Raw genomic sequence first — 24,892 nt, 5'->3', positions numbered from 1 at the left:
TCATCTCACGCGGGTGTAGCCGTCGCGGCCATGCATGGCCACCGCGATCTGCACCTGTTCTTCCTTGTGGTTGACCCGCACCTGGCAATCGAGCTGAAAATTGAGCTCCAACGGCAGGTCCGGGTCGGGCTGATAGCGCACGCCAGTCACGTTGATACGCGGTTCAAACGCTTCAACAGAGCGCCGGATATCGGCGCTGATGGCCACCACCAAATCACTGCTGGCCTGGGTGACCCCGTTGAAGTCACGCAGGCCCAGTTCAGGGCTGCTTTGCGAGCAGCCCTGGCGTGAGTTGAGCACCTGTTCCAGATGGCGTTTGATTGCCTCGACACGCCGGCGTACCTGCTCATCCGCGCTGCCTGAGTGGTAGCGCGGTGCATCGGGTTTGAGGCGTTCGAATAGGCTGGCGCCGCCCACTTATTGGGTGTCCAGCCGACCGACCAGCGAGATCTCGAAGTTGGCGCCCATGTACTTGAAGTGCGGGCGCACTGCCAACGACACCTGGTACCAGCCCGGATTGCCCGCCACGTCCTGAACTTCAATTGTTGCGGCGCGCAAGGGGCGACGGCTGCGTACGTCGGTCGACGGGTTTTCCTGGTCGGCGATGTACTGCTTGAGCCAGGTGTTCAGCTCGCGCTCCAGGTCCTGGCGTTCTTTCCAACTGCCGATCTGTTCGCGTTGCAGCACCTTGATGTAGTGGGCCAGGCGATTGACGATAAACAGGTACGGCAATTGGGTGCCGAGCTTGTAATTGGTCTGGGCTTCCTGGCCCTCGCGGGTCTTGGGAAAATTCTTGGGTTTTTGCACCGAATTGGCGGAGAAGAACGCCGCGTTGTCGCTGTCCTTGCGCATGGTCAGGGGAATGAAGCCGGCTTCGGCCAGTTCGAATTCCTTGCGGTCGGAGATCAGCACCTCGGTAGGGATTTTCGCCTGCAACTGGCCGAGAGATTCATACAAGTGCACCGGCAAGTCGTCCACCGCGCCGCCGGATTGCGGGCCGATGATATTCGGGCACCAGCGGTAGCGGGCGAAGCTGTCGGTGATGCGCGAAGCCATCAGGAACGCGGTGTTGCCCCACAGGTAGTTGTCGTGGTTGCCGTCGACGGTTTCGTCATAACCGAAGCTGCGCGTGGAATTGTCTTCGGTACTGTACGGCGTACGCAGCAGGAAGCGCGGCAGGGTCAGGGCCAGATGGCGGGCGTCTTCGGATTCGCGCAGGCCGCGCCATTTGGTATGGCGTGGGCCGTCAAAGATGTCGCTGATTTCCTTGAGGTCAGGCAGGCCATGGAAGCCTTCCAGGTTGAATAGCTCCGGGCCAGCTGCGGAGACAAACGGGGCATGGGACATGGCGCCAATGGAGGCCACATAGCTGAGCAACTTGATGTCCGGTGAGCTGGGGCCGAAGGTGTAGTTGCCGACAATGGCACCCACCGGCTCGCCACCAAATTGGCCGTAGCCTGCGGTGTAGACGTGCTTGTACAAGCCGCTGCGGGTGATGTCGCCTGCGTTGTCAAAGTCGTCCAGCAGTTCTTCTTTGGTGACATGCAGCATTTCCAGCTTGATGTTCTCGCGAAAATCCGTGCGGTCCACCAGCAACTTCAGCCCACGCCATGACGACTCCAGTTGCTGGAACTGGGGCTGATGCAGGATCACGTCCATCTGCTTGCTCAAGGCGCGGTCGATTTCGGCAATCATCTGGTCAACGCGGTGCTTGTTGACCGGCTGTTGGTGATCGCCGCTTTGCAGGATCTCGCTGATGAACGCAGCCACACCTTGGCGGGCGACGGCATAGCCTTCCTGGGAAGGGCGAATGGTGGTGTTGGCCAGCAGTTGGTCGAGCAACGACGGCGGTTCGTCAGCCACCAATACTTGGGCGACGGCGCTTTCCATAGGCATGGGGAGTACTCCGTTGAGAAGGGCGTTCAAATCAGTTGTTTGGCGCGTCGAGCACCAGGTTCAGTTCACTGGCCAGGCGTTGACGGGCGGTTTCATCGGTCAGCAGGTTTTGCAGGTGTTTGCGAAAGGCCGGGACATTGCCCATCGGGCCTTTGAGGGCAACTAAGGCTTCGCGCAGCTCCAGCAACTTGTTCAGTTCCGGCACTTGGCGGGCGACGGCGTCGGGACCAAAGTCGTTAATGTTTTTGAATTGAAGTTGCACATTCAAATCGGTGTCGTGGTCGTTGTTGAGGACGGACGGAACCGCCATGTCCAGAGCAACTTCGGCTTTGGTCAGTACTTCATTGAACGTGTCTTTGTCGATGCGAACAGCTTGCCGGTCTTCCAGTGCGGTAAGTTCGCCGTGGCCTTTGAAGTCACCCGTAACCAACAGTTTCAAGGGAAGCTCTACTTCGGCTTGTTGGTCGCCCGTGGCGGGGACGTACTTGATGTTGATGCGCTCTTTGGGCGCGACAGAGCCTTGAGTTTTCGACATGGGGAAAATCCTCTCGTAAGGTCGGCGTATTAGAAACAGCTGTTTCAATGTTTGTCATGTAGGACGACATGGACGTGATTCGTGGGTCTTGGATGTAGGAAATTGCGTTGCGGTTAGTGTTGCTAATTTTCCTACATTTGCCGTGGACACTTCTGAAAGATGCCTCTTTTTATTCGTGGTTTAGTTGTGTGTTGCTCGTCTTTTACTTGCGCTATCCATTGCGTGCGGGTGACGCTTTGCAAGTTAATTGATTTAACTATCGGTCTAAACAACGTTAGTTCGAAAGTTGAGGAATGTCCGGTTCGGATTTCGGCGAGGCATATCAGGAGGCGTTGATGCACAACGGATGGCGAGGATGGAAATGGGGGCTCTGCCTGACGGCGATGGCCGTAATGGACGCGCAAGCAGCGAAACAAGATTGCCCTTCCATCGTCTCGCCCTTGAAGCGTTTGGAGTGCTTTGACTCGGCTGCCGGCACGCCCATTCATCAGCCGCCTTTGCCGCCACGCGCCCTGGGCCGGGTACTGCCGATTGTCGACCTGGTCCAGCGCAATGAAGCCCAGCGTCCACCCGAAGACCAGCGTTTCCTGCTGTCGTCATTCCCGGAGCCGGACAACGACCAGCAACACCGCCTGGTGATCTCGGCCCCGGCCTTGGGGGCGCTGCCGCCTCGGCCTTACCTGGCTATCAGCTGCGAATCAAGAATCTCCCGCCTGCAACTGGTGCTGGATGAACCGGCCAAGCCGAACAAAATCCGCATCCAACTGTTCAAGGACGAGCGCCCGGTCTCCGACGCCTATCAGTGGCAGGTGCTGGATGACGCCGGCCTGGTGGTGGATGCCGGGCGCGGGCTACAAGCCATCGCCTTGCTGCGCAACATGGGCGGCGGCCAGCGCTTGCGACTGGAGAGCGATTATCCCCGGTTGCACGGCCTGGTATTCGACGCTGAAGGGCTGGGTGAACTGATCGAGCAGGAGCGCCAGGTATGTCGTTGGTGATCGACGTTCCGGCGGACGCCGTCAAGCAGCTGCTGACCCCCATCGACCCTGGGCAGCCCGCTGGGTATTTCGATGTGGAGGATGAAACCTACCAGTCCATCGACCAGGAAATGGTCAAGCTCGGCGGCCTGCGTGAAGGCGATATCGACTGGCCGTATATCGACGAAGCCTCTCGCCAATACCTGGCGATTCAATGCAAGCACTGGCGTATCCTCGGCCATCTGCACGTGGTGTGGCTGCGCACCCGGCAATGGGCGCGCTGGGCCGATGCCTTGGGTTTGTTGGCCGGCATGGTTGAACTGTATTGGGACAGTGCCTACCCCAAGCCCGGCCCCACCGGCTACCTGAACAAGCGCAAGCAAGTGCAGCGCCTGCTGGGCGACCTCGGGCAGGTGTTGCCAACCCTGGAACGCAGCAGTTTCGAACCGGCCTATCAAGCCGCGGCGAAACTGGCCCTGGCCAATCTGCAACGGTGTGCTGAAAGCGCCAAGCTCGACTCGGCAACGCTGGACGCGTTGCAACGCCAACTGGACAAATACAGCGAACCGGTCGCTGCCACTGAGCCCGCCCGTGCGGCCACCTCCCGCGGCGTGCTGGAGTCGGCCTTTTTCACCAGCCCCAAGCCGCAAGCGCCGAGCAATGAGCGCGAACAACGCCGCACCGTGTTGAACATGGCGGAGCAGATCAACCAGCAAGATCCCTACGATCCCACTGGCTACCAACTGCGACGCTTCGGCTTGTGGTCGCACCTGCGCACTGCGCCTCCCATCACCCGCGACCGCCGTACTGAATTGATCGTCGTGCCCAAGGATATCGTCGACGGCTACCACGACGCGCTGAACCACAACGCCATTGAGCCGAATCTGCTGCTGCGTATCGAAAAAAGTGTCTGCGCCTCGCCGTACTGGCTGCGCGGCAGCTACCTGGCCGCCCAGGTCGCCGCGCGCCTGGCAATGGAGGAGGTGGCTGTCGCCATTCGCCAGACCTGTGAGCGGTTTGTCTGCCGCCTGCCCGCCCTGTTGGAACTGTGTTTCAGCGACGGCACGCCGTTCGTGGATGCACAAACCCAGGCCTGGATCACCGGCGCTGATCAGGCGCAAGCCACCGGCAGCCCCGTGCAGGAATACGCCGGCCTGCGTGACGAACTGACCACCCAACTCAATACCGAAGGCGTGGAGGTGGTGCTGCTGCGTCTGCAGGACCTGCACGCCACCCACGACGCCCCGCGCCAGCGCAGCTACGCCACGGTGATTGCCGCCGACCTGCTGGCATCGCGTGGGTTGTCGTGGCTGGCGGACGACCTGTACGCCAGCGTTGCACGGCTGATGCGCGATACCACGGCGCAGGGATGGGAGCCGGAGCTGTACCGGAAAGTGGCGGCCATTATCAGTGAGAGTAAGGATTAACCTGCATGGCCCGTCAAAGCGACTTGCGCTTCACCTTCGAACCGCTGCGGGGCGATTCCTTCGAGGTGGTTTCGTTCACCCTCGAAGAAGGCCTTTCCCGGCCGTTCAAACTTGAACTGGAGCTGGTCAGTCAGCACCCGGCCATCGACTTCTACCGCATGCTCGACCTGGCTGGACTGTTCACCATTTGGCGGGGCGACACGCCTGTGCGCTACGTCCACGGTTTGGTCAGCCTGTTCCAGCAGGGTGACACCGGCTTTCGCCGTACCCGCTACACCGCCGTGGTCGAGCCGACGCTGAAGCGTTTCGACCTGCGCTCCAACTGGCGGATCTTCCAGGGCCAGACCGTACCCGACATCATCACCAGCATGCTGGCCGAACAAAAGCTGACCGACCTGCGCAGCGAAATCTGCTTCGACCACCAACCCCGCGAATACTGCGTACAGGCCGGCGAAACCGACCTCGATTTCATCGCCCGCCTGGCCGCCGAAGAGGGACTGCTCTACACCTTCGAACACCGCGCCGACGGCCACACCCTTGTGCTCACAGACCGCGTTGGTGGCCTCGGCACCATCGGCACCCACACCGACTGCCCGGTGGTCTACCAACCGATGGCCGGCGGTGATTCGGCGGAACCGGCGCTGAACCGCTTCCACTACACCGAACAGGTACGCACCGCCGTGCAGGTGCAGCGCGACTACACCTTCACCCATCCGCGCTACAACCAGCAGCACACTGCGACGGGTGATCAAGACCTGAACAAACAGCACAAGGACTACGAGCGCTACGACTACCCCGGCCGCTACAAGCGTGATATCGCCGGCAAGCCCTTCACCAAGACGCGCCTGGCCGCGCTGCGCAACGACGCCAAGCTGGCGCACCTGGAAGGCGACGATGCACGCCTGCAACCGGGGTTAGCCTTCGACCTGAACGAGCACCCCCGCGAGGACTTCAACGACCGCTGGCGCACCATCGCCATCAAGCACGAAGGCAAGCAGCACACCAGCTTGCAGGAAGAAGCGTTCGGCAGCAGCCACGGTACGTCTTATGAGCTGAAGGCCAGCGCCATTCGTTGGACCTCTGACTGGAAAGCGCCACTTCGCGCAAAACCCTGCATCGACGGCCCACAGATCGCCACGGTGGTGGGCCCTCCCGGCGAGGAGATCTATTGCGATGAATGGGGCCGGGTCAAGGTGCAGTTTCCGTGGGATCGCTCGGACAAAAACAACGACTACAGCTCGTGCTGGATCCGCGTGACCCAAGGCTGGGCCGGGGCGACATGGGGCTCCATGGCCATCCCGCGTGTGGGGCAGGAGTTGGTGATCAGCTATCTGGACGGGGATCCCGACCAGCCGATCGCCACGGGGACCGCGTACCGCCAGACCAACCTGCCACCCTATGAGCTGCCCAAGCTCAACGCCGTAGCGACGACCAAAAGTCGCGAGTTCAAGGGCACACGAGCCAACGAGTTGCGCATCGACGACACCACCGCGCAAATCAGCGCGGCGCTGATGAGTGATCACGAACACAGTGCGCTGCATCTGGGCTACCTCACTCATCCACGCCACTACGGAGGGGGGCGGCCGAGGGGAGAGGGTTTTGAACTGCGTACGGACGGTCACGGCGCGTTGCGTGCAGCAAAAGGTTTATTGCTGACCGCTGAAGCTCAACTGAAGGCCGGTGCCGGTCAGCTCGATCGCCAGCAAGTGATCGAGGTGCTGCAAACCGCCCTGACATTGGCCAGACAGCTGGGCACGGCTGCCGAGGATGCCCAAGGCATTATCCAGGATTCTCAGCCACAAAAATTCCTGACCGATGCAGTGAATGCGTTGGGCCATGGCAGCAATGATCAAGCCGAGGGCACCGGCCATGGGGCACTCCCCATCATCGCGCTGAGTGGGCCTGCCGGGATCGCTGCCGCCACGTCCCGCAGTGTCGTCATGGGCGCAGGTGAGCATATCGACAGCGTGGCCCAACACAACCAGCAACTCACCGCCGGCCAAAAAGTGGTGATCAATGCGGGCGACGAAATCGGCCTGTTTGCCCAGGGCGGCGACATGCGCCATATCGCCCACAACGGCCAACTGCTGTTGCAGGCCCAGCACAACAGCATCCATGTGCAAGCGGACCAAAGCGTGGAAATCAGCGCCAGCCAGCAACACGTGCTGGTGGCCGCCGACAAGCACATCACCCTGTTGTGCGGCGGGGCGTATATCAAGATGCAGGGCGGCAATATCGAACTGGGGATGCCTGGTGATTTCACGGTCAAGGCTGCCAACAAGTACTTCCTTGACCCAGGCCATGCAGCAGCAGAACTCAACAGTTGGCCCAGTACCTCATTCAACGAACGCTTCCAGACCTTCTTCACCGACGGGAACCCCATCCGCGACCGCGCCTATGCCTTGGTGCGCAAGGACGGCGCACGTTTCGAAGGCCGCACTGATGCGCAAGGCTTCGTCACCCTGCAACAGGGCATGACGCTGGAAGGGCTTGTATTGGAATGGCTGGATAACGGAGACCCCGCATGACCGACAACCCATCGGCGCCTCGTGTGGCGCCCATGACCTATAACGCTCGGGGTAATCCCGTGCATACCTGGACGATGACGCCTAGCAGCATGACGGACGCGGTGCACTGCATATTGCCGCCGGATGGAATTTTGCCGGTGATATTCGTGCCGGGGATTATGGGGTCGAATTTAAAGAGTAAGTCTGAAAACCTTGAAGTTTCAGGCGTCCCAGTCTGGAGGTTGGATGCCGGATTCTTGGGTAAAAATATGTGGCTGGCCACAAACTGGATTCGAAAGTCAGCGGGTGTTAGGCAGAAAAAGCTTCACCCGCTTCGGACTGATGTTGATAACCAAGGTGCTGTGCCCAAACGATCAGCGGGCACGGTCTTGGTGCCGCCCGGGCGGGACAAGAAAGAATCAACTCTGGCACTGACCAAGCGCTACATAGAACGCGGTTGGGGCGAAGTCAGCGAAACTAGCTATCACGCTTTCCTTCTTTGGCTGGAAGATACCCTGAACAGCGAATTTCTGCCTCACCAATGGCCACAGTTCGACATCCTGCCGGAGCACTTACATACCGTCGCGGTCGAGCCTGGGCCGACTCACATCACTCGGTTAAAACCCGCAATACCCATCGCCATGCCAGGGCTGGGTGCCACCCTGGCCAGTCAGTTGCCGTCGATTGTGTCGGATGAGCTGGTAGCGCGAGGTGGTTACCGCATGCCGGTGCATGCGTGTGGGTATAACTGGTTGGACTCCAATGAGCAGGCAGCGTTAAGGCTGGCTGAGCGCATTGACGAATTGATGCGTCAATACGGTCGCAACTGTCAGCAGGTGATTCTGGTCACCCACTCCATGGGCGGCTTGGTGGCCCGGCGGTGTGCGCAGTTGCCCGGTATGGCCGCCAAAATCGCCGGTGTTGTGCATGGGGTGATGCCCGCCACGGGTGCACCTGTGGCGTATCGCCGTTGCAAGGTCGGTATGAGCGACGAAGATCCGATTGCCGGCGCAGTGATTGGCCCGACTGGCCAGGAAGTAACCGCCGTTTTTGCGCAGGCGCCTGGTGCCTTGCAATTGCTGCCTACCCAGGATTACGCCCCCGGCTGGCTGAGGTTGATCGACGACAAAGGCGTTTCGGCGATGCCGCGCCAACCCGTAAAAGATCCTTATGAAGAGATCTATTTACGCCGCGACCGTTGGTGGGGGTTATTGCGCGAAGAATGGCTGGCGCCCAAGGATGGTGATGCGATTACGTGGAAAGATTTCGCCGAGAACATCGGGAGTGCAAAGGAGTTTCACCAGGATATCGCTGGCTCATATCACCCTCAAACCTATGTCTACTACGGCAGCGAAGACAAGCATCCCAGCTTCGAGTCCATCACCTGGCAAATGACGCGCGGCGCTAACGTCAATGGCCCTCATGGTTCACGCCCGGATAGCTTCACGGTTTCAAATCTGCAGATGCATCAGGTCAGGGATGATGGTCGCAGCCCTGTGTATGTCGGCGGCCATGAGCAACCCATACCCTCCCTGCGTGGTGATCCTAATGCCCCCGTTAAAACGGTGCAGACCAGCTATTGGGAGCTGCATTGCAAAATGCAGAACGGCTCTGGCGATGGCACCGTACCGGTCAGTTCTGGCAGCGCGCCGATAAAGCAGGCGCGCAATGGTGGTGTCCGCCAGCAAATCAAGGCACCCGGTTTTGATCATGAAGCGTCCTACGCCAACCCGCTAACGCAGCAGTTCACCCTCTATTCACTCATCAAAATTGCGGCAAGTGCCAAGAGGCCCCTATGCGTCGGCTGACCATTTTTTTTGTCTGCCTGGTGCTGGGGTCCCTCACTGCCTGTAGCACCTTCAAACAACCCAGTGAACAGGAGAAACGAAACGTGAGCGATATGACTACCCATATGCGCACCTGGGCGTTGGGCCGTGGCTTGATCGACTTGCCCGCGAACTGGAGCGGTGGCGGGGATGTGAAGCTTTTCTATGGGCTGGGTGCCGATCACTCGTCCGTTGAAGTGCGTGTGTTGGGCGAAGGCGTAACGCAGGCGCGATTTGATGCCGCGCTAAATGAGCGGTCACATCGAATCGCTGCGTTCAAAAACTATAAGCAGTCTGATGTATCCATGTTGGTTTCGGCGGTACGGATCTCACCGCAAACTGTAACGCTGCAGTACTTCAAGCAAGCGTCACGCCGTCAAACCTTCGTTCACGAGTTTCACCTGCTGGTAGACGACACCTACGTCATGCTCCGCGCTGATTCCTACGATGGTGAAACCGCCCCGGTTGAGGCACGCCTTTTAAAACTCTCCAAAGAAATCTTCAAAGTTACTGCACCGCAGAACGCAGGTGCGGGCTTCGCCTTGGGGCCCATCGTAATCAGAAGTCATCACGATCAGGAAATCGCGACATTTAATTTTCGGCCACCAGCTTCGGATGTATCGCTGGAGGTCTACGTCAATGCGCTTTCGCCAGGAGAGAGTGAGCGCTTGCTAGCCCGCACCAAAGAAACAACCAGGATTTTTCTTGCCGACGATTACGACAGCTTGCGAGCAGGCACTACGAATATTGCGAGTATGCGAGCCGAGGAGCTTTTGATTGGCTTCAGTGATGACACCCATCGTCAACTGCTATTCCTCGCCGAAAACTACCGTGAAGCGCGCTCATTAAGTAGCCCCTTCATGAGTTTCAGCCTGTCAGCAGGGGGGTTAAAAGTAGGCCAAAGAACCCTGATGTCGAAGTCGATCTTGTCCGTTGGACATTGCCGGCGTTCGCCACCAAAGGCTACGACCTGCCGCTCTGGCAACAACCGGCCACGCCAGAGCCCGTCAACCCTTCCCTTACCGACTACGAAGCCATGGCCGTGTGGGACGCGATCCTCAAATCCGTGCGCATCCGCTACGGCGCGGTCGCGGCAAAACCGGATCCGTGGTTCAACCCTCGCGGGCCTAGCCCCGAAGAAGCGGCCGAAAGCAAACGCATCCTCGATGAGTTCATCGCCAGCTTTACGGAGCGCAAGCCATGACCATGGAAAGAGCGATAGCGAGGGCAATCATGTTCACCCTGTCTGTGGGCAACGGACTCTACAAATACGCTAGGAGCGATTCATGAAGACGGTCTGGAGTTACCTCAAACGCTGGGGCCTGCCGGTACTGCGTCAGTTCAACCAGGCGGTGCCTGTATTGGTGCTGCTGGGCATGGTGTTTTTATTGATCGCCATCTGGTGGCTGGGTCCACAGTGGACTTGGCGCGAGCATCAGCCGCTGAGTGAATGGGCGATGCGCATCTCGGCCAGCGTCGGGGTGCTGGTGGTGCCGTTGCTGATCTGGGCATGGCGGGTGCGTGATCGTTATCAGCGGCTGCAGGTCGAGCGCCAACATGAAGCCGCGGTGCAAGCCGACCCCAGCCTGCCCTACATCGAGGCGCAGGAACGCGCTCTGGACCGCAGCCTGGGCAATTTGCTGAACAATATGGAGCGCCGCCGTTCGCTCTATCAACTGCCGTGGTACCTGGTGCTGGGTGAGGAGAATGCCGGCAAGACCAGCCTGATCACCCGCTCCAACCAGAGCTTTGCCTTGTCCCATGTGACCAAGGCCGGGGTCAGGGCGCACCAGGAAGAGCAACTGGCTTATCCCGTGGACTGGTGGATTGGTGATGAGGCGGTATTGATCGACCCGCCGGGGGAGTTTCTCAGCCACCCGGAGCCAACGGCTGATAGCGTTGAGCAGCAGGGCAAGGTCAAACCGGTATTGCCCGCTGGCACCCACCCACGCCTATGGCGGCACCTGCTCGACTGGCTGGCGCGCAATCGCAGCCGCCGGGCACTCAATGGGGTTGTGTTGGTGATCGATGTGCAGGCCTTGCTGGCGCAACGTCCCGAACAACGCAAGGCCCACGCCAACCTGCTGCGCACCCGACTGTATGAACTGACGCGGCAGTTGGGTACGCGCTTGCCGGTGTACGTGACGCTGAGCAAGTTCGACCTGCTGGAAGGCTTCGAAGAATTCTTCGCCCGGTTGACGCGTAGTGGGCGTGAAGACCTGCTGGGCTTCACCTTCAGCCTTGACGCGGTGGATGATTTCGATGCGTGGCTGGCGGAGCTGACCCACCAATACCAAACCTTTGTCGCCTGCCTCAGTGAGCAGATTTTCGACGGCGTCAGGACGTCATCTGCACTGACCGAACGCGATCGTTTACAGGCCCTGGTGCACCAGATGGCTGGCCTACGCCCGGCACTCTTTGGTTTTCTGGGTGAAATGCTCGGCAGTGATCGTTTCACCACCCCCGCGCTGGTGCGCGGGCTGTATTTCTCCTCGGTCTTACAGCAGGGCACCCTGAGCAATGCCTTCGTCAAAGAAGCGGGGCAGGCCTATCAACTGCCGCCACCGCCGCCCGAGGTCAAGCCGACCGGTGGCACGGTGATCTACTTTGCACAGCAACTGTTCCAACGAGTGATCTACCCCGAAGCGGGCCTGGCGGGTGACAACATCAAGGTCGCTCGCAACAAGCGGCGGCTGCTGATCGCTGGTTTCAGCGTCGCCTCCCTGGGCTGCCTGGTGGTCATCGGGACCTGGCAGTTTTACTTCAACATCAACCGCGACAAGGCGGCCAGCGTCTTGGCCAAGAGCCAGGACTTCAGTGGGCGGGACATAGACGCCAGGGTCGACACTACTGGTCGCAACCTGCTGGTTCCCCTGGACCAGATCCGCGATGCGGTGCTGGTCTACGGCGACTACCGCGAAGCCTGGCCGCTGCTCTCGGACATGGGCCTGTATCAGGGGCGGGCGATTGGCCCGACGGTGGATGAAGCCTATCTGAATCTGCTGTCCAAACGCTTCCTGCCGGCGATAGCCAGCGGGGTGCTGGACGCTATCAACGCCGCGCCCGCCGGCAGCAATCAGCAACTGACGGCCTTGCGCGTATACCGCATGCTCGAAGAACGGCAAAACCGCCGCCCGGCGATTGTCGAAGAGTGGGTCGCCAAACAGTGGCAGCGGGCCTATCCGGGCCAAGGCCAGTTGCAGGCCGACTTGATGGGGCACCTGGGCTACGCGCTGAAATACGCCGACGCCGATCTGCCGCACTACCGGGAGCGCATTACTCAGGTGCAACAGCAATTGCGCCAGTTGCCCATGGCCGAACGGGTCTACATGAGCTTGAAACAGGACGCTCTGGAGCGATTGCACCGTCCGCTGGACTTGCGCAACGAGATAGGTCCAGCGTTCGATATCGTCTACCGCCCGCTGAGCACCGATCAAGAGGGCAGCGGCTTGTTGCTGGCGCCGCTGCTCACTGCCAAGGGCTTCAAGGACTACTTCGAGCCCGGCACTGAGGGCATCATTGAACTGGCGATGATCGACCAGTGGGTGCTCGGCGAACGGCAACGTCTGGACTACTCCGACGAAGACCGCAAAGTGTTGACCCAACGCATTCGTGCCTTGTACAGCGCCGATTATGTGGACAGCTGGCGGCGTGCACTGAATCAGTTTGCGGTCACTGACTTCGACGACCTCAGCCACGGCGTGGCCGTGTTGGAACAAGTCACTGGCCCCGCCGCGCCATTGCGGCGTTTGCTGGAAACCCTGCGTGATAACAGCGTGATCTACCCGGCGATTCCATTGGCCGAAGGGCAGGCACCGCTTACGTTGGACAAGGTGTCGGACGGCCAGCGACAAGCCGCTGGCATCCGGCGCGCGTTCTCCAGCCTGGCGGAACTGGTCACCGCGCGAGGCGAGCAGCCGTCCTATTACGAAGAAACCCTGCGTTCAGTCAGCGCCGTCTACGACTACGCCAAAGCCGTGCACGACAATCCCGACCCCGGCAAGGCAGCGCTGAAAACCGTACTCAACCGCTTTTCCCTGGGCGGTGTTGACCCCATCGCCAACCTGCAACGCGTCGCTGTGGGCCTGCCTGAACCACTGAACCAGCAGGTCAAAAAACTGGCCGACCAGACTTCGCAGGTACTGGTGATCGGCGCCTTGCGCGAGCTGGAAAAACGCTGGGACAGCGAAATCTACAGCTTCTACCGCGACCGCCTGGCAGGCCGCTACCCGTTCAAGGCCAGCGGCGAGGACGCCTCGTTGGAAGACTTCGAAGCCTTCTTCGGTCCACAGGGGCGCCTGCAGCAGTTTCACGATCAATACCTGAACGTGTTCCTCAAGGACAACCTCGATGCGCTGTACTCCGACAGCCTTGGCGGCTACCTGGTGCGCAGCGACGTGCTGGAACAGCTCAAAAAGGCCGAGCGTATCCGCGACACCTTCTTCAACCATCGCGGCCACCTGGCGGTGCAGCTGACCATCGAACCCCTGGCCCTCAGCGCCACCCGCCTGAGCAGCATGCTCAGCGTCGACGGCCAACTGATTCCTTACCAGCACGGCGCGCCGCAACGCACGGGGCTGGTATGGCCCAATAGCCTGGGCAACACCAATGGCAGCCAATTGACCCTGGTACACAGCACGGGCAACACCGCCAGCATGAGCTATCGCGGGCCATGGTCGTTGTTCCGGCTGCTCAGCCGCGGGCATCTCAATGGCAGGACGGACACCAGCGTGGACCTGACCTTTGCGGTGGCCGACGGGTTGATGCGTTATCGGATTGGGGCGCAGAAGGCTAACAACCCGATTACCCACCGCAGTTTTGAAGGGTTTGTGTTGCCCAGGACGTTGCTGGAGGAGCGTCGATCACAGAAAACCACTCACCAGGTTGAGGGTGTCGCCGTGACAGCGTTCAACGATGAGCATCAATGAATCAGCGCGTGCTGGACGTGAAGTAACCACAAGTGAGATAGGACTGTTTACATGGCGATCAAGCTACAAATGTTGACTGAAGATCCAAAAGAAATTGAGTTGATTGAGCGTTACTGGGCAGTCGATGAGTCAGGGCAATACCTCGAAAAAGTCAGTGCTCTGGGGGGCGTTATTGAAATGGCGCCGGGCGTCACACTGGCCAGCTTCATCAGGCAACGTTGCAATGCGTTCGATGAAAACCAGGTCTGTCCCAAGTGTGCAGAACTGATTGAAATCAGAAACCGCTCCGAGGCCAAGAAGGTCCCTCAGTGGCGCACTAAACTGTGTACGCGCTGCCAGGAAGACCAGGATGCGATGGTGCTCAAAGCTGAAAAGGCGAAAGCCGCAGAGCTTGAACGGCGGTTGGCCGACTATGCCCGCCAGCAGTCAACTCGGACGGTGGACTACTCAGAGATACCGGATAATCAGGCGCTCCTGCTGTTGGCACTCGACAGGGCCATTACACCGAGATTGACCAATGGCGGCTTCACCGTAGGTGACTGCCGAGGGCTTGCGCCTCGGTACGTCGGTGATTTTGTGCAGCAATTGCGTGAGGCGGGACTGATCCTTGAAGACCCCGCCAAGGCCAGGCCGGGCACCTACTATTGGCAGGGCGATGAGATTTGGATGTTGAGGGAGCAAGTCGTCTATCGTTTGGCTCCAGATACCGCATCCAGGGGTGCGGACGAGATCATTCGTAGCCTGTCGGACAGGGTGTACACCGATGCTGAAGGGCTTTTCAACCTGTGGCTTGACTACTCGGTTGCTGATGTCATGCGCTATTTGGATACCCAGTGCGAGCTCTATCACCATGATCTGTCAGGCCAAGAGCTGGAGGAGATCAAAAGTACGATGCGCTCAGCATTGGAAACCTACAGCGTTTCACAACTGTGGTCGGTGGCGTGGAAGGTCGTCAGGGATGCCGCAAGTTTAGCCAATCGCGAGTACTACAACCGTCCTAAAGCGGCGGCGACCATTCCCGGGAAGATTCGGCGGAACCTGGAGAAGGTGCAGCGAGAGTCGATTGAGCTCAAGGCATGGAGCCGACCGGAGCAACATCCCGCGGGCACTTTGGGAATGGTGCTGGGTGAGATTTTGGGCGTTGATGAAAACACCTCGGGCGCCAGGGTCTCCTCCCTTGTTGGCTGGCTCACCGGACAGGCCTGTTCAGCCAGTGTCGAAGCAGAGCTTCACGAGCCGGTGCGAGAGCTGATGACCATAGCATTGGCTCACGACGTCGGCTCCTCAGTGATGCTGCGGTTCGCGGAGTTGATTCGTGCTGGCCACGACATTGGTTTTGCGATTGAGGAAATTGGTGAGGCGCTTCGGTCGTGAATTATTCAGCCAGTTTTTTGAATTGCCTCGCCAACTCCAACACGACTCGGCCGCTATTCGCAGTGGGCACCAAATGGGTAAACGGAATATCGATCATCCGGTTCTCCCGCACCGCCCGCAAACGCGACAGCACCGGGTCGGTGGTCAGCAACTGACGTTTGCGGCTGGCCGGTGACCACAGCGCATCCGCCAGCAAAATTACATCCGGATCACTCATCAGCAGGGTTTCGCTGCTCACGGTGACGCGGTATTGGTTGATCCCGGCGAATAAATTGCGCGCACCAGCAGCCGCCACCAACGTGGTGACGAACCCACGCCGGCCTTCGCTGTCCAGCCCGTTGACCTCACTGTCCAGGTAGAACACCGACAGCGGTTTACCTTCGCCCGCCAGGGCCTGGGCACTGGCCAGGTCGGCGTCCATGGCATCGCTCAACGCCCGTGCCCGTTGCTGTTTGTGCACCAGGGCGCCGAGGGTAAACAGGTCGTTGCGAATATGCCCGAAGTAATCCAGCGAGTGCCCGTCGCACGCCGACTCCAGCAAGTACGACCCAACCCCGTTGCCTGCCAACCCTGTGCGGGAAGTAATGCCGGCGCCAAAGGCAGTGGCGAATCCACCGACCACCAGATCCGGTTTCTGCGCATAGAGCACTTCGCTGGACGGGTACTTGGACGCAATCACCGGCACGCCGAAATACTCGCCGTGTCGGTGGGCCACACCGTTGTCATCCAGATACGCCACGCCCACCAATGCCGTACCGACATCCAGCGCCAATAACAGGTCGGCCGCATGCTGGTTGAGGGCCACGATGCGCGAGGGCGGTGAGTGGGTGGCCGTCCAGTCCTGGTTGCAGTTGCGATAACGGTCCGCCAGCGCCAACGATGGGCAGAGCAGGGCGCCCAACAGCAACCACGACGCTTTCATGGGCGCTCCTTGATCAGCAAATCCTCGACGACTTCGCCGCCCACCAGGTGCACTTCCACCAGCCGTTGCACATCTGCGTTGCTGTGCACGCCGTACCAGCACGTGTCCGGGTACACCGTCACAATCGGGCCCAGGTTGCACGGGAACTGGCAGTGGGTGCGGGTCAACAGCACGCCGCCAGGTTTTTCGATGCGATCGTGTGCCAGCAGGTGGCGGCGCAGGGTTTTCCATAATTGCAGCGCGCCACGCTGGGTGCAGCGCGGGCCGGTGCACAGGAACACGTGACGGGCGTGGTCAGGCACATGGGACCAGTCCGGATGAGTTTCCACGGGCGTACTCATCAGAAGCGATACGTGTAGCGTACTTCGGAGGTGAACGGCCGCCCGAGGTTGTCGACGTTGCTGGCGCGGCTGGTGACGTAATCGCGGTCGAACAGGTTCTCTACCAGCAGGCTGACGCGGTGTTGGTGGGCGTTGTCGAGGTAGCGATAGGCGTCGGCGTCGACCACGGTGTAGTTGCCGTACTCGACCTTTTTCGAGCTGACAATATCGCCGATGTAACGCACGGCAGTACCGACGCCCCATAGGCGGTCCACCGATTCATAGCCGACCCGCGAGCGGGCGAAGAAGCCGGGAATATCGTTGAGGGTGACACCCGCGCGGGACTCGGTGAGGTTGCGGGTCATGTCGGCCTGCACGCTCCATTGCTCGTTTAGTTGCAGCTTGGCGTCGGCCTCGAAACCGCGCATCTGGATCTGCCCCTGGCCGTTGACCCACTGGATATCGTCCAGGGTGATCAGGTCGGTGATCTTGCGCTTGAACAGCGTCACGCTGGCGCTGAAGTCCCGCGCCAGCAGGCTGCCCTTATAGTCGATGCCCAGTTCGGCGTTGCGGCTCTTCTCCGGCTTGAGGTTGCGGTTGCCTTTCTCATCGTCTTCGTTGACGAACAGTTGCTCGGCATTCGGCAGTTTGTAGGCGGTGCCGTATTGGCCGCGCAGGGCCCAGTTGTCGTTGAGGTCGTAGAGCGAAGTAAGCATGCCGACGGTGGCGCTGTCGCCGCCGCTCATGGCTTCGTGGCGTACGCCGATGCTCGGGTGCCAGTTCGGCAACGCCTCGATAGTCGGGCGCAGTTGGGTGTACAGCGCGTGGGCCTGGGCCTTGTTGTCGTCGATGATCAATACATCGTCCTGGCCCTTGAACCACTGGTTGTCGGAACCGAATACCAGCACATGCTCACCGGGCAACACGGCCTTGCCTTCGGCCTGCACGCCCCAGTCGGTGAAGCCCCAGTAGTCGTTGTGGTTGATGACCTTGGTGCCGCCGCCTTCGACATTGTTGAGACGGGTGAAGCGCGTGTCCCAATCGTTGATATGCCCTTTGACGAAGTAGCTCAGGCGCTCGTTGATGGTTTGCTCGAAGGTCGCCGTAGCGATTTGTTGTACGCGGTCGTTGGTGGTCTTGTGGTTGTCCACCGGGCGGGCGAAATCGAGGTTGGCGTCGGCGTATTGGTAAAACAGTTCCAGGCGCGTGTCATCGCCAAACGACTGGATCGCCTTGGTGCCGAAGGTGGTGACTTCGTAGGAGCGCTTCTTGTCGGTGACATTTTTCATGTCGCGGTTGCGAAACGGCTGGTAGCCCTCGGAGGCGTTGCGGCTGACGTAGGCCAGCAAGCCGAGGTCGCCAAATCCGTTATTGAAAATCTTCTCGACCCGGGCGTCGCCGGTGGTGCCGCCGAAGGTGTCGGCACCCAGGTTCACCTCGCCGGACGCCTCGCGGGTTTGCGGGCTGCGGGTGACGATGTTGATCACCCCCGACACCGCCTGGGTGCCGAACAGCAGGCTCTGGCCACCCTTGAGCACTTCGATGCGCTCGATGGCGTTGGCGGGCAGGGTGTCCAGGTACAGGCCGCCGTACAGGCGGTTGTTCAGGCGCACGCCGTCCAGCAGGATCAGCGTGTCGTCGTTGCGCCCACCCAGCAGGGAATAAGTGCCGTAGTCGAACGGGCCATTCTTGGGTGCCACGTACAGGCCGGGGATGAACATCTGCATCACGCGCGACACATCGGCGGCGGGGCCGGCGCGTTCAATCTGTTCGCGGGTGACGATCTCAACCTTGCTGCCGTACTGGGCCATATCGGCCACGGTGGTAGACTCCACCGACGGTGCGGAAACGTTGAGTTGCTTGAGTTCCAGGGTGTTGTCGTCGGCCAGCAGCAGGGGGCTGAACAGGCAGCCGAACAACAGGCCGGGCACAGGAGTCTTGAAAGGTCGAATCATAGTCTTCTCGGAAAAGTATCTTTCGCGAAAAGCACGCACGAGTAGGCACCGAGCACACGCCAATACCGGCCCATGCCCGCCCACCGCAGGATTTTGCCAAACAGAATTCCAGGCCGGTCTCCGGGCTCACGCGTATGGACGCCTTCACCTTCCCATGGCGCGCAGGCCACAGTGGTGTGTCGAAGGGGTCACGCGTCTACCGTTGCGGGGGCAGCACCGGACTGGCTCAAAAAAAGAGCGGCACCGGTTTCCCGTTTCACCCCAAGCACGGCGGCAGGGGGCACCTGAAACAGGCCGGCATCTGAACATTCGAAAGACCGTTCGTCAACTTGGCGGGGACTTTTCCGGTGGCTGCATGGGAAGCGACTGACGGATATTGCCAGAAAATTCCCACAGGAGTACAAATGTACTCCATGACGACTCTAACGCCCCGCCGTACCGCCATCCTGACCTTTATCCGCGACCGTATCGCGCAGCAAGGCCAGTCTCCCAGCCTCGCCGAGATCGCCGAGGCGTTCGGCTTTGCCTCCCGCAGCGTGGCGCGCAAGCATGTGCTGGCGCTGACCGAGGGCGGTTTTATCGAGGTCAACCCCAACCAGGCGCGCGGCATTCGCCTGCTCAATCAGCCGGCGCGGCCGGAGCTGCTGGACATCCCGGTACTCGGCCGGGTGGCCGCCGGCTTGCCCATCGGCGCTGACGCTGAGGTGCACAACCGCCTCTTACTCGACCCGGCCATGTTCGCGAAAACCCCGGATTACCTGCTGCGGGTGCAGGGCGATTCGATGATCGAAGACGGCATCCTCGATGGCGACCTGGTGGGCGTACGTCGCAGTGCCGAGGCCTTGAACGGGCAGATCGTGGTGGCGCGCCTGGACGGTGAAGTCACCATCAAGCGCTTCGAACACGTCGGCGAGCGCGTGCGCCTGCTGCCGCGCAACCCCGCTTATCAACCCATCGTGGTGCGGCCCGATCAGGACCTGGCCATCGAAGGGGTGTTCTGCGGTTTGGTGAGGCAAGGCTGATGGGCGCCGTCGTTGCACTGGACTCGCTGTTCAATGGCGGCCGGGTCTGGAAAGGCCGGCCCGCCGCGCCGCCCGCCAGCGTCCATCCCACCGGGCTTGCGGCCCTGGATGCGGTGCTGCCCAGCGGTGGCTGGCCGGAAGCGGCGTTGAGCGAAATCCTGATGGCGAAGGAGGGCGTGGGCGAGTTGCAACTGGTGTGGCCGACCCTGGCGCGGTTGTCGGCGGCCGGCGAGCGCATCGTACTGGTGGCGCCGCCTTACACGCCGTACCCCCACGCCTGGCAAAACGCCGGGGTGGATGTACGCCAGCTTTCCGTGATCCAGGCCGATGAACGTGACGCCCTGTGGGCCGTTGAGCAATGCCTGCGCTCCGGCAGTTGTGGCGCGGTGCTGTGCTGGCCGCGCAAGGCCGATGACCGCGCCTTGCGCCGCTTGCAGGTGGCGGCGGAAACCGGCCAGACCCTGGCCTTTGCCTGGCGCTCCTTGAACGAGGCTATCAACCCGTCACCGGCCGCGTTGCGCCTGGCGGTGGAGGCGAGCCCTGCGCAAGTGCGGGTGCTCAAGTGCCGGGGCGGCCTGGCCCATCCCGCGCCCATTGCGCTTGGGCACTGAGGTTGGCATGCGCTGGGTGTGTATTGTCTTCCCGCAATTGGCGCTGGACGGGGTGCTGCGTCTGCGCCCCGAACCGGATCAGGCGTTGGCCCTGTTGGCCGGCACGCCGCAGCGGCGGGTGCTGCAAACCGTCAATGAGGCCGCGCGCAAACTCGGCCTGCGCCCGGGCCAATCCCTGACGGCAGCCCATGCCTTGACCAAGGCCTTTGCCTGCGCCGAATACGAGCCGGCACAGATCGAATACTGGCAGCAATTTCTCGCCGCCTGGGCCTACCGTTTCAGCTCCCAGGTCAGCCTGTATTACCCACGAGCGTTGTTGTTCGAGATCGAGTCGAGCCTGGGCCTGTTCGGGCCCTGGCCGTTGCTCGAAGCGCGCTTGCGCAAGGAACTGACTGACCTGGGGTTTCGTCATCGCATCATCGCCGCGCCGAACCCGGCGGCGGCGCGGATTCTGGCGAATGCCTACGACGGCCTGGCCGTGGCCGATGAGCACAGCCTGCAACAAGCCCTGGCGCCGATCCCCATCGATCGCGCCGGCCTCGACCCACACGCCGCCACCGCGTTGTCGCGTATGGGCCTGCGCACCCTGGCCCAGGTGCAGGCATTGCCCCGGCATACCCTGGCCCGGCGTTTCGACGCGGCGCTACTCAAGCACCTCGATGCATTGTGCGGGCAACGGCCCTTGGCCCTGGCGTTCTACCAACCGCCGGACCAGTTCGATGTGCGCATCGAGCTGAATTTTGATGTGCTGTCCCACCAGGCTTTGCTGTTTCCCTTGCGCCGTTTGACCGGCGATTTATCGGCGTTCCTGTGTGGCCGCGACAGTGGCGTGCAGCGCTTTGACCTGCACCTGGAGCACGCCGCAGAACCCGACACCGTCATCAAAGTCGGCCTGCTCAGCGCCGAGCGTGACGCAGCGATGCTGTTCGAACTGGCCCGCGGCCGCCTGGAGCAGGTGCAAGTCACCTCGCCGGTGCGTGGCTTTCGCCTGGTGGCCCAGGACCTGCCGGTGTTTGTGCCCCAGCGCCAGGACCTGTTCGACGAGCGCCCGCAACAAACCCTGCCGTGGGAACAACTGCGCGAACGCCTGCGGGCGCGGTTGGGGGACGAAGCGGTGCAAGGCCTGCGCTTTCACGCCGACCACCGCCCCGAATGCGCCTGGCAACCCGGTGCTGATCTTCGCCCGTGCTCACCCTCAAACAACGTGCAACGCCCGGGCTGGTTGTTGCATGAACCGACGCCCCTGGCCGAGCAAGGTCTGCACATCCTGATGGGCCCGGAGCGCATCGAATCCGGCTGGTGGGATGGCGCCGATGTGCGCCGCGATTATTACCTGGTGCGCACTCGTGCCGGCCAGCAAGGCTGGGCCTACCGCACCGTGGGCGAAAGCGGCACGCTGTGGCTGCAAGGCTGGTTCGCATGAAGTACGCGGAGCTGCATTGCCTGTCCAACTTCAGTTTCCAGCGTGGCGCCTCCAGTGCCCGCGAACTGTTCGAACGGGCCAAGCAGCAGGGCTACGCAGCGCTGGCGATCACCGATGAATGCACCTTGTCGGGTATCGTGCGTGCCTGGCAGGCGGCCAAGGCAGTCGAGTTGCCGCTGATTATCGGCAGCGAGATGCGCCTGGAAAATGGCCCGAAGCTGGTACTGCTGGTGGAGAACCTGGAGGGCTATCAGCACCTGTGCCGGCTGATCACCATCGCCCGCCGCCGTGCGGAAAAAGGTCACTACCGCCTGCTGCAGGAAGACTTCGCATCCGTGCAAGGTTTGCTGGCGTTATGGATGGTCGAAGACACCGACACCCAAGCCCATATCCAATGGCTGCGCAGCACATTTACCGATCGCCTGTGGCTGGCGGTGGAGCTGCATTGCGGCCAGAACGATGCCCGCCACCTTGAGCAACGTTTGAACCTGGCCGCCAGCCTGCACCTGCCGGCCGTGGCCTGCGGCGATGTGCATATGCATGTGCGTGGCCGCCGTGCCCTGCAAGACACCATGACCGCAATCCGTCATCACGTCCCGGTGGCCGAAGCCGGTGCGCGCCTGCATCCCAATGGCGAACGGCACTTGCGCAGCCTCGATGCACTGGCCGCGCTGTACCCGGCGCACTTGCTGGAAGAGTCCCTGAATATCGCCCGGCGTTGCACCTTCGACCTCGGCCAACTGCGCTATCAATACCCGAGGGAACTGGTGCCCGAAGGGCAAACGCCTGAGAGCTGGTTGCGCACCTTGACCGAAGAGGGCATTGCCCAGCGTTGGCCGCACGGCGTGGACGCCAAGACCCTTGGGCAGATCAACGATGAGCTGAAGCTGATCACCGAGCTGGGCTACGAAAGCTACTTCCTCACCGTGCACGACATTGTGCGCTTCGCCCGCAGCCGTTCGATCCTGTGCCAGGGCCGCGGTTCGGCGGCCAACTCGGCGGTGTGTTTTGCCCTGGGCATCACCGAGATCAACCCGAGCCTGATGAACATGTTGTTCGAGCGCTTCCTGTCCCGGGAACGCAACGAGCCGCCGGACATCGACGTGGACTTCGAACACGAACGCCGCGAAGAAGTGCTGCAATACGTGTTCCAACGCTACGGCCGCACCCGCGCCGCATTGACGGCGGTGGTCAGCAGTTACCACGGCGCCGGCGCGGTGCGGGACGTGGCCAAGGCCCTCGGGCTGCCGCCGGATCAGGTCAACGCCCTGGCCGACTGTTGCGGGCGCTGGAGTGATGAGGCGCCGCCCCTGGAACGCCTGCGCGAAGGTGGCTTCGACCCCGACAGCCCGGTGCTGCGCCGGGTGCTGACCTTGACCCAACAACTGATCGGCTTCCCCCGGCACCTGTCCCAACACCCCGGCGGCTTCGTGATTTCCGAACACCCGCTGGACACTCTGGTGCCGGTAGAAAATGCCGCCATGGCCGATCGCACCATTATCCAGTGGGACAAGGACGACCTCGACGCCGTGGGCCTGCTCAAGGTGGATATCCTCGCGCTGGGCATGCTCAGTGCGATTCGCCGCTGCTTCGACCTGCTGCGCCGCCATCGCAACCTGGACCTGAGCCTGGCCACGGTGCCCAAGGAAGACGCGGCGACCTACGCGATGATCAGCAAGGCCGACACCATTGGTGTGTTCCAGATTGAATCGCGGGCGCAGATGTCGATGTTGCCCCGTCTGCGGCCGAAAGCGTTCTACGACCTGGTGATCGAGGTCGCCATCGTGCGGCCCGGGCCGATTCAGGGCGGTATGGTGCATCCGTACTTGCGGCGACGTAACAAGGAAGAGCCCGAAACCTACCCGTCGCCGAAACTGGAAAGCGTGCTCAAACGCACCCTGGGCATCCCGCTGTTCCAGGAACAAGTCATGCAGATCGCCATGGTCGCCGCCGATTACACCCCCGGCGAAGCCGACCAACTGCGCCGCTCCATGGCCGCCTGGAAACGCCACGGCGGCCTCGAACCTCACCAGCAGCGCCTGCGCACCGGCATGCTGAAAAACGGCTACACCGAAGCCTTCGCCGCGCAGATCTTCGAGCAGATCAAGGGCTTTGGCAGCTACGGTTTTCCCGAGTCCCACGCCGCCAGTTTCGCCTTGCTGACCTACGCCAGTTGCTGGCTCAAATGCCATGAACCGGCAGCGTTTGCCTGCGCGCTGATCAACAGCTGGCCCATGGGTTTCTACAGCCCGGACCAGATCCTGCAGGACGCCCGCCGCCATCATTTGCAGATCCGCCCGGTGGATGTGCAAGCCAGTGACTGGGATTGCAGCCTTGAGCCGATCGAAGGCCAGCAACCGGCGATTCGTATGGGCTTGCGCATGATCTCCGGGTTTCGCGAAGAAGATGGCCGACGCATCGAAACCGCGCGTCAGGCACGGGCGTTTTTCGATATTGCCGACCTGGGCGAACGTGCCCATTTGGACACCCGTGCCCAGGAACTGCTGGCGGATGCCGGTGCCTTGCGCGGCCTGGCCGGGCATCGGCACCGGGCGCGCTGGGAGGTGGCCGGGGTGCAGAAGCAACTGGGCCTGTTTGCCGGTGTGGCCAGCCCCGAAGAAGCGGTGGTGGAACTGCCGCAACCGACAGTGGGCGAAGACCTGTATGCCGACTACGCCAGCGTCGGTACTACCCTGGGTCCACATCCCCTGGCACTGTTGCGCGATGAACTGCGCGCACGACGCTGCCGCAGCTCCAAAGAGTTGCTGCTGGTTGAGCATGGGCGCAACGTCAGCGTCGCCGGCCTGGTCACCGGTCGACAGCGCCCGGGCACGGCCAGTGGCGTTACCTTCGTCACCCTGGAAGATGAGTTCGGCAATATCAACGTGGTGGTCTGGCGCGATTTGGCCGAGCGGCAGCGCCAGGCGTTGGTGGGTTCGCGGTTGCTTAAAGTGGATGGGCGCTGGGAGGCAGTGGGGGAGGTTCGGCACCTGATCGCCGGGCGCCTGACCGACCTGACCCCATTGCTGTCGGGCATCAGTGTGCGCAGCCGGGATTTTCGCTGAGCCGGCTCTTGCTCCTTGATACCGGCATAAGCAATATGCGATGAAACCAACCGCCGCTGTCGGGCTCAAAGTGTTCATCGCCGCCCACCTTTATCTTTTTGCCG

General features: G+C 61.3%; 17 protein-coding genes, 1 pseudogene and 1 riboswitch. Of the genes and pseudogenes, 12 read left to right on the top strand and 6 right to left on the bottom strand.

Features of this window, described 5'->3' with window-relative positions:
* From tssE to tssB, 3 genes are read right to left on the bottom strand one after another with little or no spacing between them, the layout of a single operon-like run.
* Entirely contained in the window at positions 1-417 is a 417-nt protein-coding gene (tssE, locus tag NVB75_RS07000) for a type VI secretion system baseplate subunit TssE (protein ID WP_258346601.1), read from the bottom strand.
* Positions 418-1,890 (bottom strand): type VI secretion system contractile sheath large subunit, encoded by a 1,473-nt coding sequence (gene tssC / locus NVB75_RS06995; RefSeq protein ID WP_258348550.1) that lies wholly within the window; start codon positions 1,888-1,890, stop codon positions 418-420. It abuts the gene before it with no gap.
* A 37-nt stretch (positions 1,891-1,927) separates the two neighbouring features.
* A complete protein-coding gene (gene tssB, locus NVB75_RS06990) occupies positions 1,928-2,431 on the bottom strand; it encodes a type VI secretion system contractile sheath small subunit (protein ID WP_258346600.1) in 504 nt (167 codons plus the stop codon).
* Between the two features lie 335 nt (positions 2,432-2,766).
* Between tssB and vasI the strand changes: the two genes are divergently transcribed.
* The 8 genes and pseudogenes from vasI (at position 2,767) to NVB75_RS06950 (ending at position 15,470) form a co-directional block, all read left to right on the top strand.
* A complete protein-coding gene (vasI, locus tag NVB75_RS06985) occupies positions 2,767-3,429 on the top strand; it encodes a type VI secretion system-associated protein VasI (RefSeq protein ID WP_258346599.1) in 663 nt (220 codons plus the stop codon).
* Positions 3,417-4,835 (top strand): type VI secretion system protein TssA, encoded by a 1,419-nt coding sequence (gene tssA, locus NVB75_RS06980; RefSeq protein WP_258346598.1) that lies wholly within the window; start codon positions 3,417-3,419, stop codon positions 4,833-4,835. Before vasI ends, tssA begins: the two co-directional genes overlap by 13 nt.
* Before the next feature lie 5 nt (positions 4,836-4,840).
* Positions 4,841-7,363: a type VI secretion system Vgr family protein gene (locus tag NVB75_RS06975; protein ID WP_258346597.1), complete on the top strand. Its 2,523-nt coding sequence runs from the start codon at positions 4,841-4,843 to the stop codon at positions 7,361-7,363.
* A complete protein-coding gene (locus tag NVB75_RS06970; RefSeq protein ID WP_258346596.1) occupies positions 7,360-9,150 on the top strand; it encodes a triacylglycerol lipase in 1,791 nt (596 codons plus the stop codon). Before NVB75_RS06975 ends, NVB75_RS06970 begins: the two co-directional genes overlap by 4 nt.
* Positions 9,138-9,992, top strand: a pseudogene (locus NVB75_RS33125) (T6SS immunity protein Tli4 family protein); the annotation flags it as partial. The gene NVB75_RS06970 and the pseudogene NVB75_RS33125, both read left to right, overlap by 13 nt.
* A gap of 116 nt (positions 9,993-10,108) precedes the next feature.
* Positions 10,109-10,372 (top strand): T6SS immunity protein Tli4 family protein, encoded by a 264-nt coding sequence (locus NVB75_RS06960; RefSeq protein WP_375378936.1) that lies wholly within the window; start codon positions 10,109-10,111, stop codon positions 10,370-10,372.
* Positions 10,373-10,454: 82 nt separating this feature from the next.
* Positions 10,455-14,096 (top strand): type VI secretion system membrane subunit TssM, encoded by a 3,642-nt coding sequence (gene tssM / locus NVB75_RS06955; RefSeq protein WP_258346594.1) that lies wholly within the window; start codon positions 10,455-10,457, stop codon positions 14,094-14,096.
* 51 nt (positions 14,097-14,147) lie between these two features.
* Positions 14,148-15,470, top strand: coding sequence for a hypothetical protein (locus tag NVB75_RS06950; protein WP_258346593.1), 1,323 nt, complete (start codon positions 14,148-14,150; stop codon positions 15,468-15,470).
* Position 15,471: 1 nt separating this feature from the next.
* On the opposite strand, the gene NVB75_RS06945 is transcribed toward NVB75_RS06950, so the two are convergent.
* The 3 genes from NVB75_RS06945 to NVB75_RS06935 are packed head-to-tail and all read right to left on the bottom strand — an operon-like array spanning position 15,472 to position 18,667.
* Positions 15,472-16,392, bottom strand: coding sequence for an ABC transporter substrate-binding protein (locus NVB75_RS06945; protein WP_258346592.1), 921 nt, complete (start codon positions 16,390-16,392; stop codon positions 15,472-15,474).
* A complete protein-coding gene (locus tag NVB75_RS06940) occupies positions 16,389-16,721 on the bottom strand; it encodes a ferredoxin (RefSeq protein ID WP_177070174.1) in 333 nt (110 codons plus the stop codon). The genes NVB75_RS06945 and NVB75_RS06940 overlap by 4 nt, the downstream gene beginning before the upstream one ends.
* Positions 16,722-16,732: 11 nt before the next feature.
* Positions 16,733-18,667, bottom strand: coding sequence for a TonB-dependent siderophore receptor (locus tag NVB75_RS06935; RefSeq protein ID WP_258346591.1), 1,935 nt, complete (start codon positions 18,665-18,667; stop codon positions 16,733-16,735).
* A 93-nt stretch (positions 18,668-18,760) separates the two neighbouring features.
* Positions 18,761-18,970, bottom strand: a riboswitch (cobalamin riboswitch).
* A 101-nt stretch (positions 18,971-19,071) separates the two neighbouring features.
* Between NVB75_RS06935 and lexA the strand changes: the two genes are divergently transcribed.
* From lexA to NVB75_RS06915, 4 genes are read left to right on the top strand one after another with little or no spacing between them, the layout of a single operon-like run.
* The gene (gene lexA / locus NVB75_RS06930) at positions 19,072-19,689 is read left to right on the top strand and encodes a transcriptional repressor LexA (RefSeq protein WP_258346590.1); all 618 of its coding nucleotides are present in this window, start codon (positions 19,072-19,074) and stop codon (positions 19,687-19,689) included.
* Positions 19,689-20,300, top strand: coding sequence for a translesion DNA synthesis-associated protein ImuA (imuA, locus tag NVB75_RS06925; protein ID WP_017475309.1), 612 nt, complete (start codon positions 19,689-19,691; stop codon positions 20,298-20,300). The genes lexA and imuA overlap by 1 nt, the downstream gene beginning before the upstream one ends.
* A gap of 7 nt (positions 20,301-20,307) precedes the next feature.
* Entirely contained in the window at positions 20,308-21,723 is a 1,416-nt protein-coding gene (locus NVB75_RS06920; RefSeq protein WP_258346589.1) for a DNA polymerase Y family protein, read from the top strand.
* The gene (locus NVB75_RS06915; RefSeq protein ID WP_258346588.1) at positions 21,699-24,788 is read left to right on the top strand and encodes an error-prone DNA polymerase; all 3,090 of its coding nucleotides are present in this window, start codon (positions 21,699-21,701) and stop codon (positions 24,786-24,788) included. The genes NVB75_RS06920 and NVB75_RS06915 overlap by 25 nt, the downstream gene beginning before the upstream one ends.
* Positions 24,789-24,892 lie beyond the last annotated feature (104 nt).

Origin of the sequence: Pseudomonas sp. CBS, assembly GCF_024734645.1 — a bacterium.
GTDB lineage: Bacteria > Pseudomonadota > Gammaproteobacteria > Pseudomonadales > Pseudomonadaceae > Aquipseudomonas.
Note: the sequence above shows the minus strand (reverse complement) of the source record. Positions and strands in the feature narration are given on the sequence as shown.

What these genes read in the sequence shown, in the direction of transcription:
- tssA (WP_258346598.1), top strand. Translation starts at nt 3,417, where the DNA reads ATGTCGTTGGTGATCGACGTTCCGGCGGACGCCGTCAAGCAGCTGCTG.
- lexA (WP_258346590.1), top strand. Translation starts at nt 19,072, where the DNA reads ATGTACTCCATGACGACTCTAACGCCCCGCCGTACCGCCATCCTGACC.
- imuA (WP_017475309.1), top strand. Translation starts at nt 19,689, where the DNA reads ATGGGCGCCGTCGTTGCACTGGACTCGCTGTTCAATGGCGGCCGGGTC.
- vasI (WP_258346599.1), top strand. Translation starts at nt 2,767, where the DNA reads ATGCACAACGGATGGCGAGGATGGAAATGGGGGCTCTGCCTGACGGCG.
- NVB75_RS06935 (WP_258346591.1), bottom strand. Translation starts at nt 18,667, where the DNA reads ATGATTCGACCTTTCAAGACTCCTGTGCCCGGCCTGTTGTTCGGCTGC.
- NVB75_RS06920 (WP_258346589.1), top strand. Translation starts at nt 20,308, where the DNA reads ATGCGCTGGGTGTGTATTGTCTTCCCGCAATTGGCGCTGGACGGGGTG.
- NVB75_RS06970 (WP_258346596.1), top strand. Translation starts at nt 7,360, where the DNA reads ATGACCGACAACCCATCGGCGCCTCGTGTGGCGCCCATGACCTATAAC.
- NVB75_RS06950 (WP_258346593.1), top strand. Translation starts at nt 14,148, where the DNA reads ATGGCGATCAAGCTACAAATGTTGACTGAAGATCCAAAAGAAATTGAG.
- tssC (WP_258348550.1), bottom strand. Translation starts at nt 1,890, where the DNA reads ATGGAAAGCGCCGTCGCCCAAGTATTGGTGGCTGACGAACCGCCGTCG.
- NVB75_RS06975 (WP_258346597.1), top strand. Translation starts at nt 4,841, where the DNA reads ATGGCCCGTCAAAGCGACTTGCGCTTCACCTTCGAACCGCTGCGGGGC.
- tssB (WP_258346600.1), bottom strand. Translation starts at nt 2,431, where the DNA reads ATGTCGAAAACTCAAGGCTCTGTCGCGCCCAAAGAGCGCATCAACATC.
- tssM (WP_258346594.1), top strand. Translation starts at nt 10,455, where the DNA reads ATGAAGACGGTCTGGAGTTACCTCAAACGCTGGGGCCTGCCGGTACTG.
- NVB75_RS06945 (WP_258346592.1), bottom strand. Translation starts at nt 16,392, where the DNA reads ATGAAAGCGTCGTGGTTGCTGTTGGGCGCCCTGCTCTGCCCATCGTTG.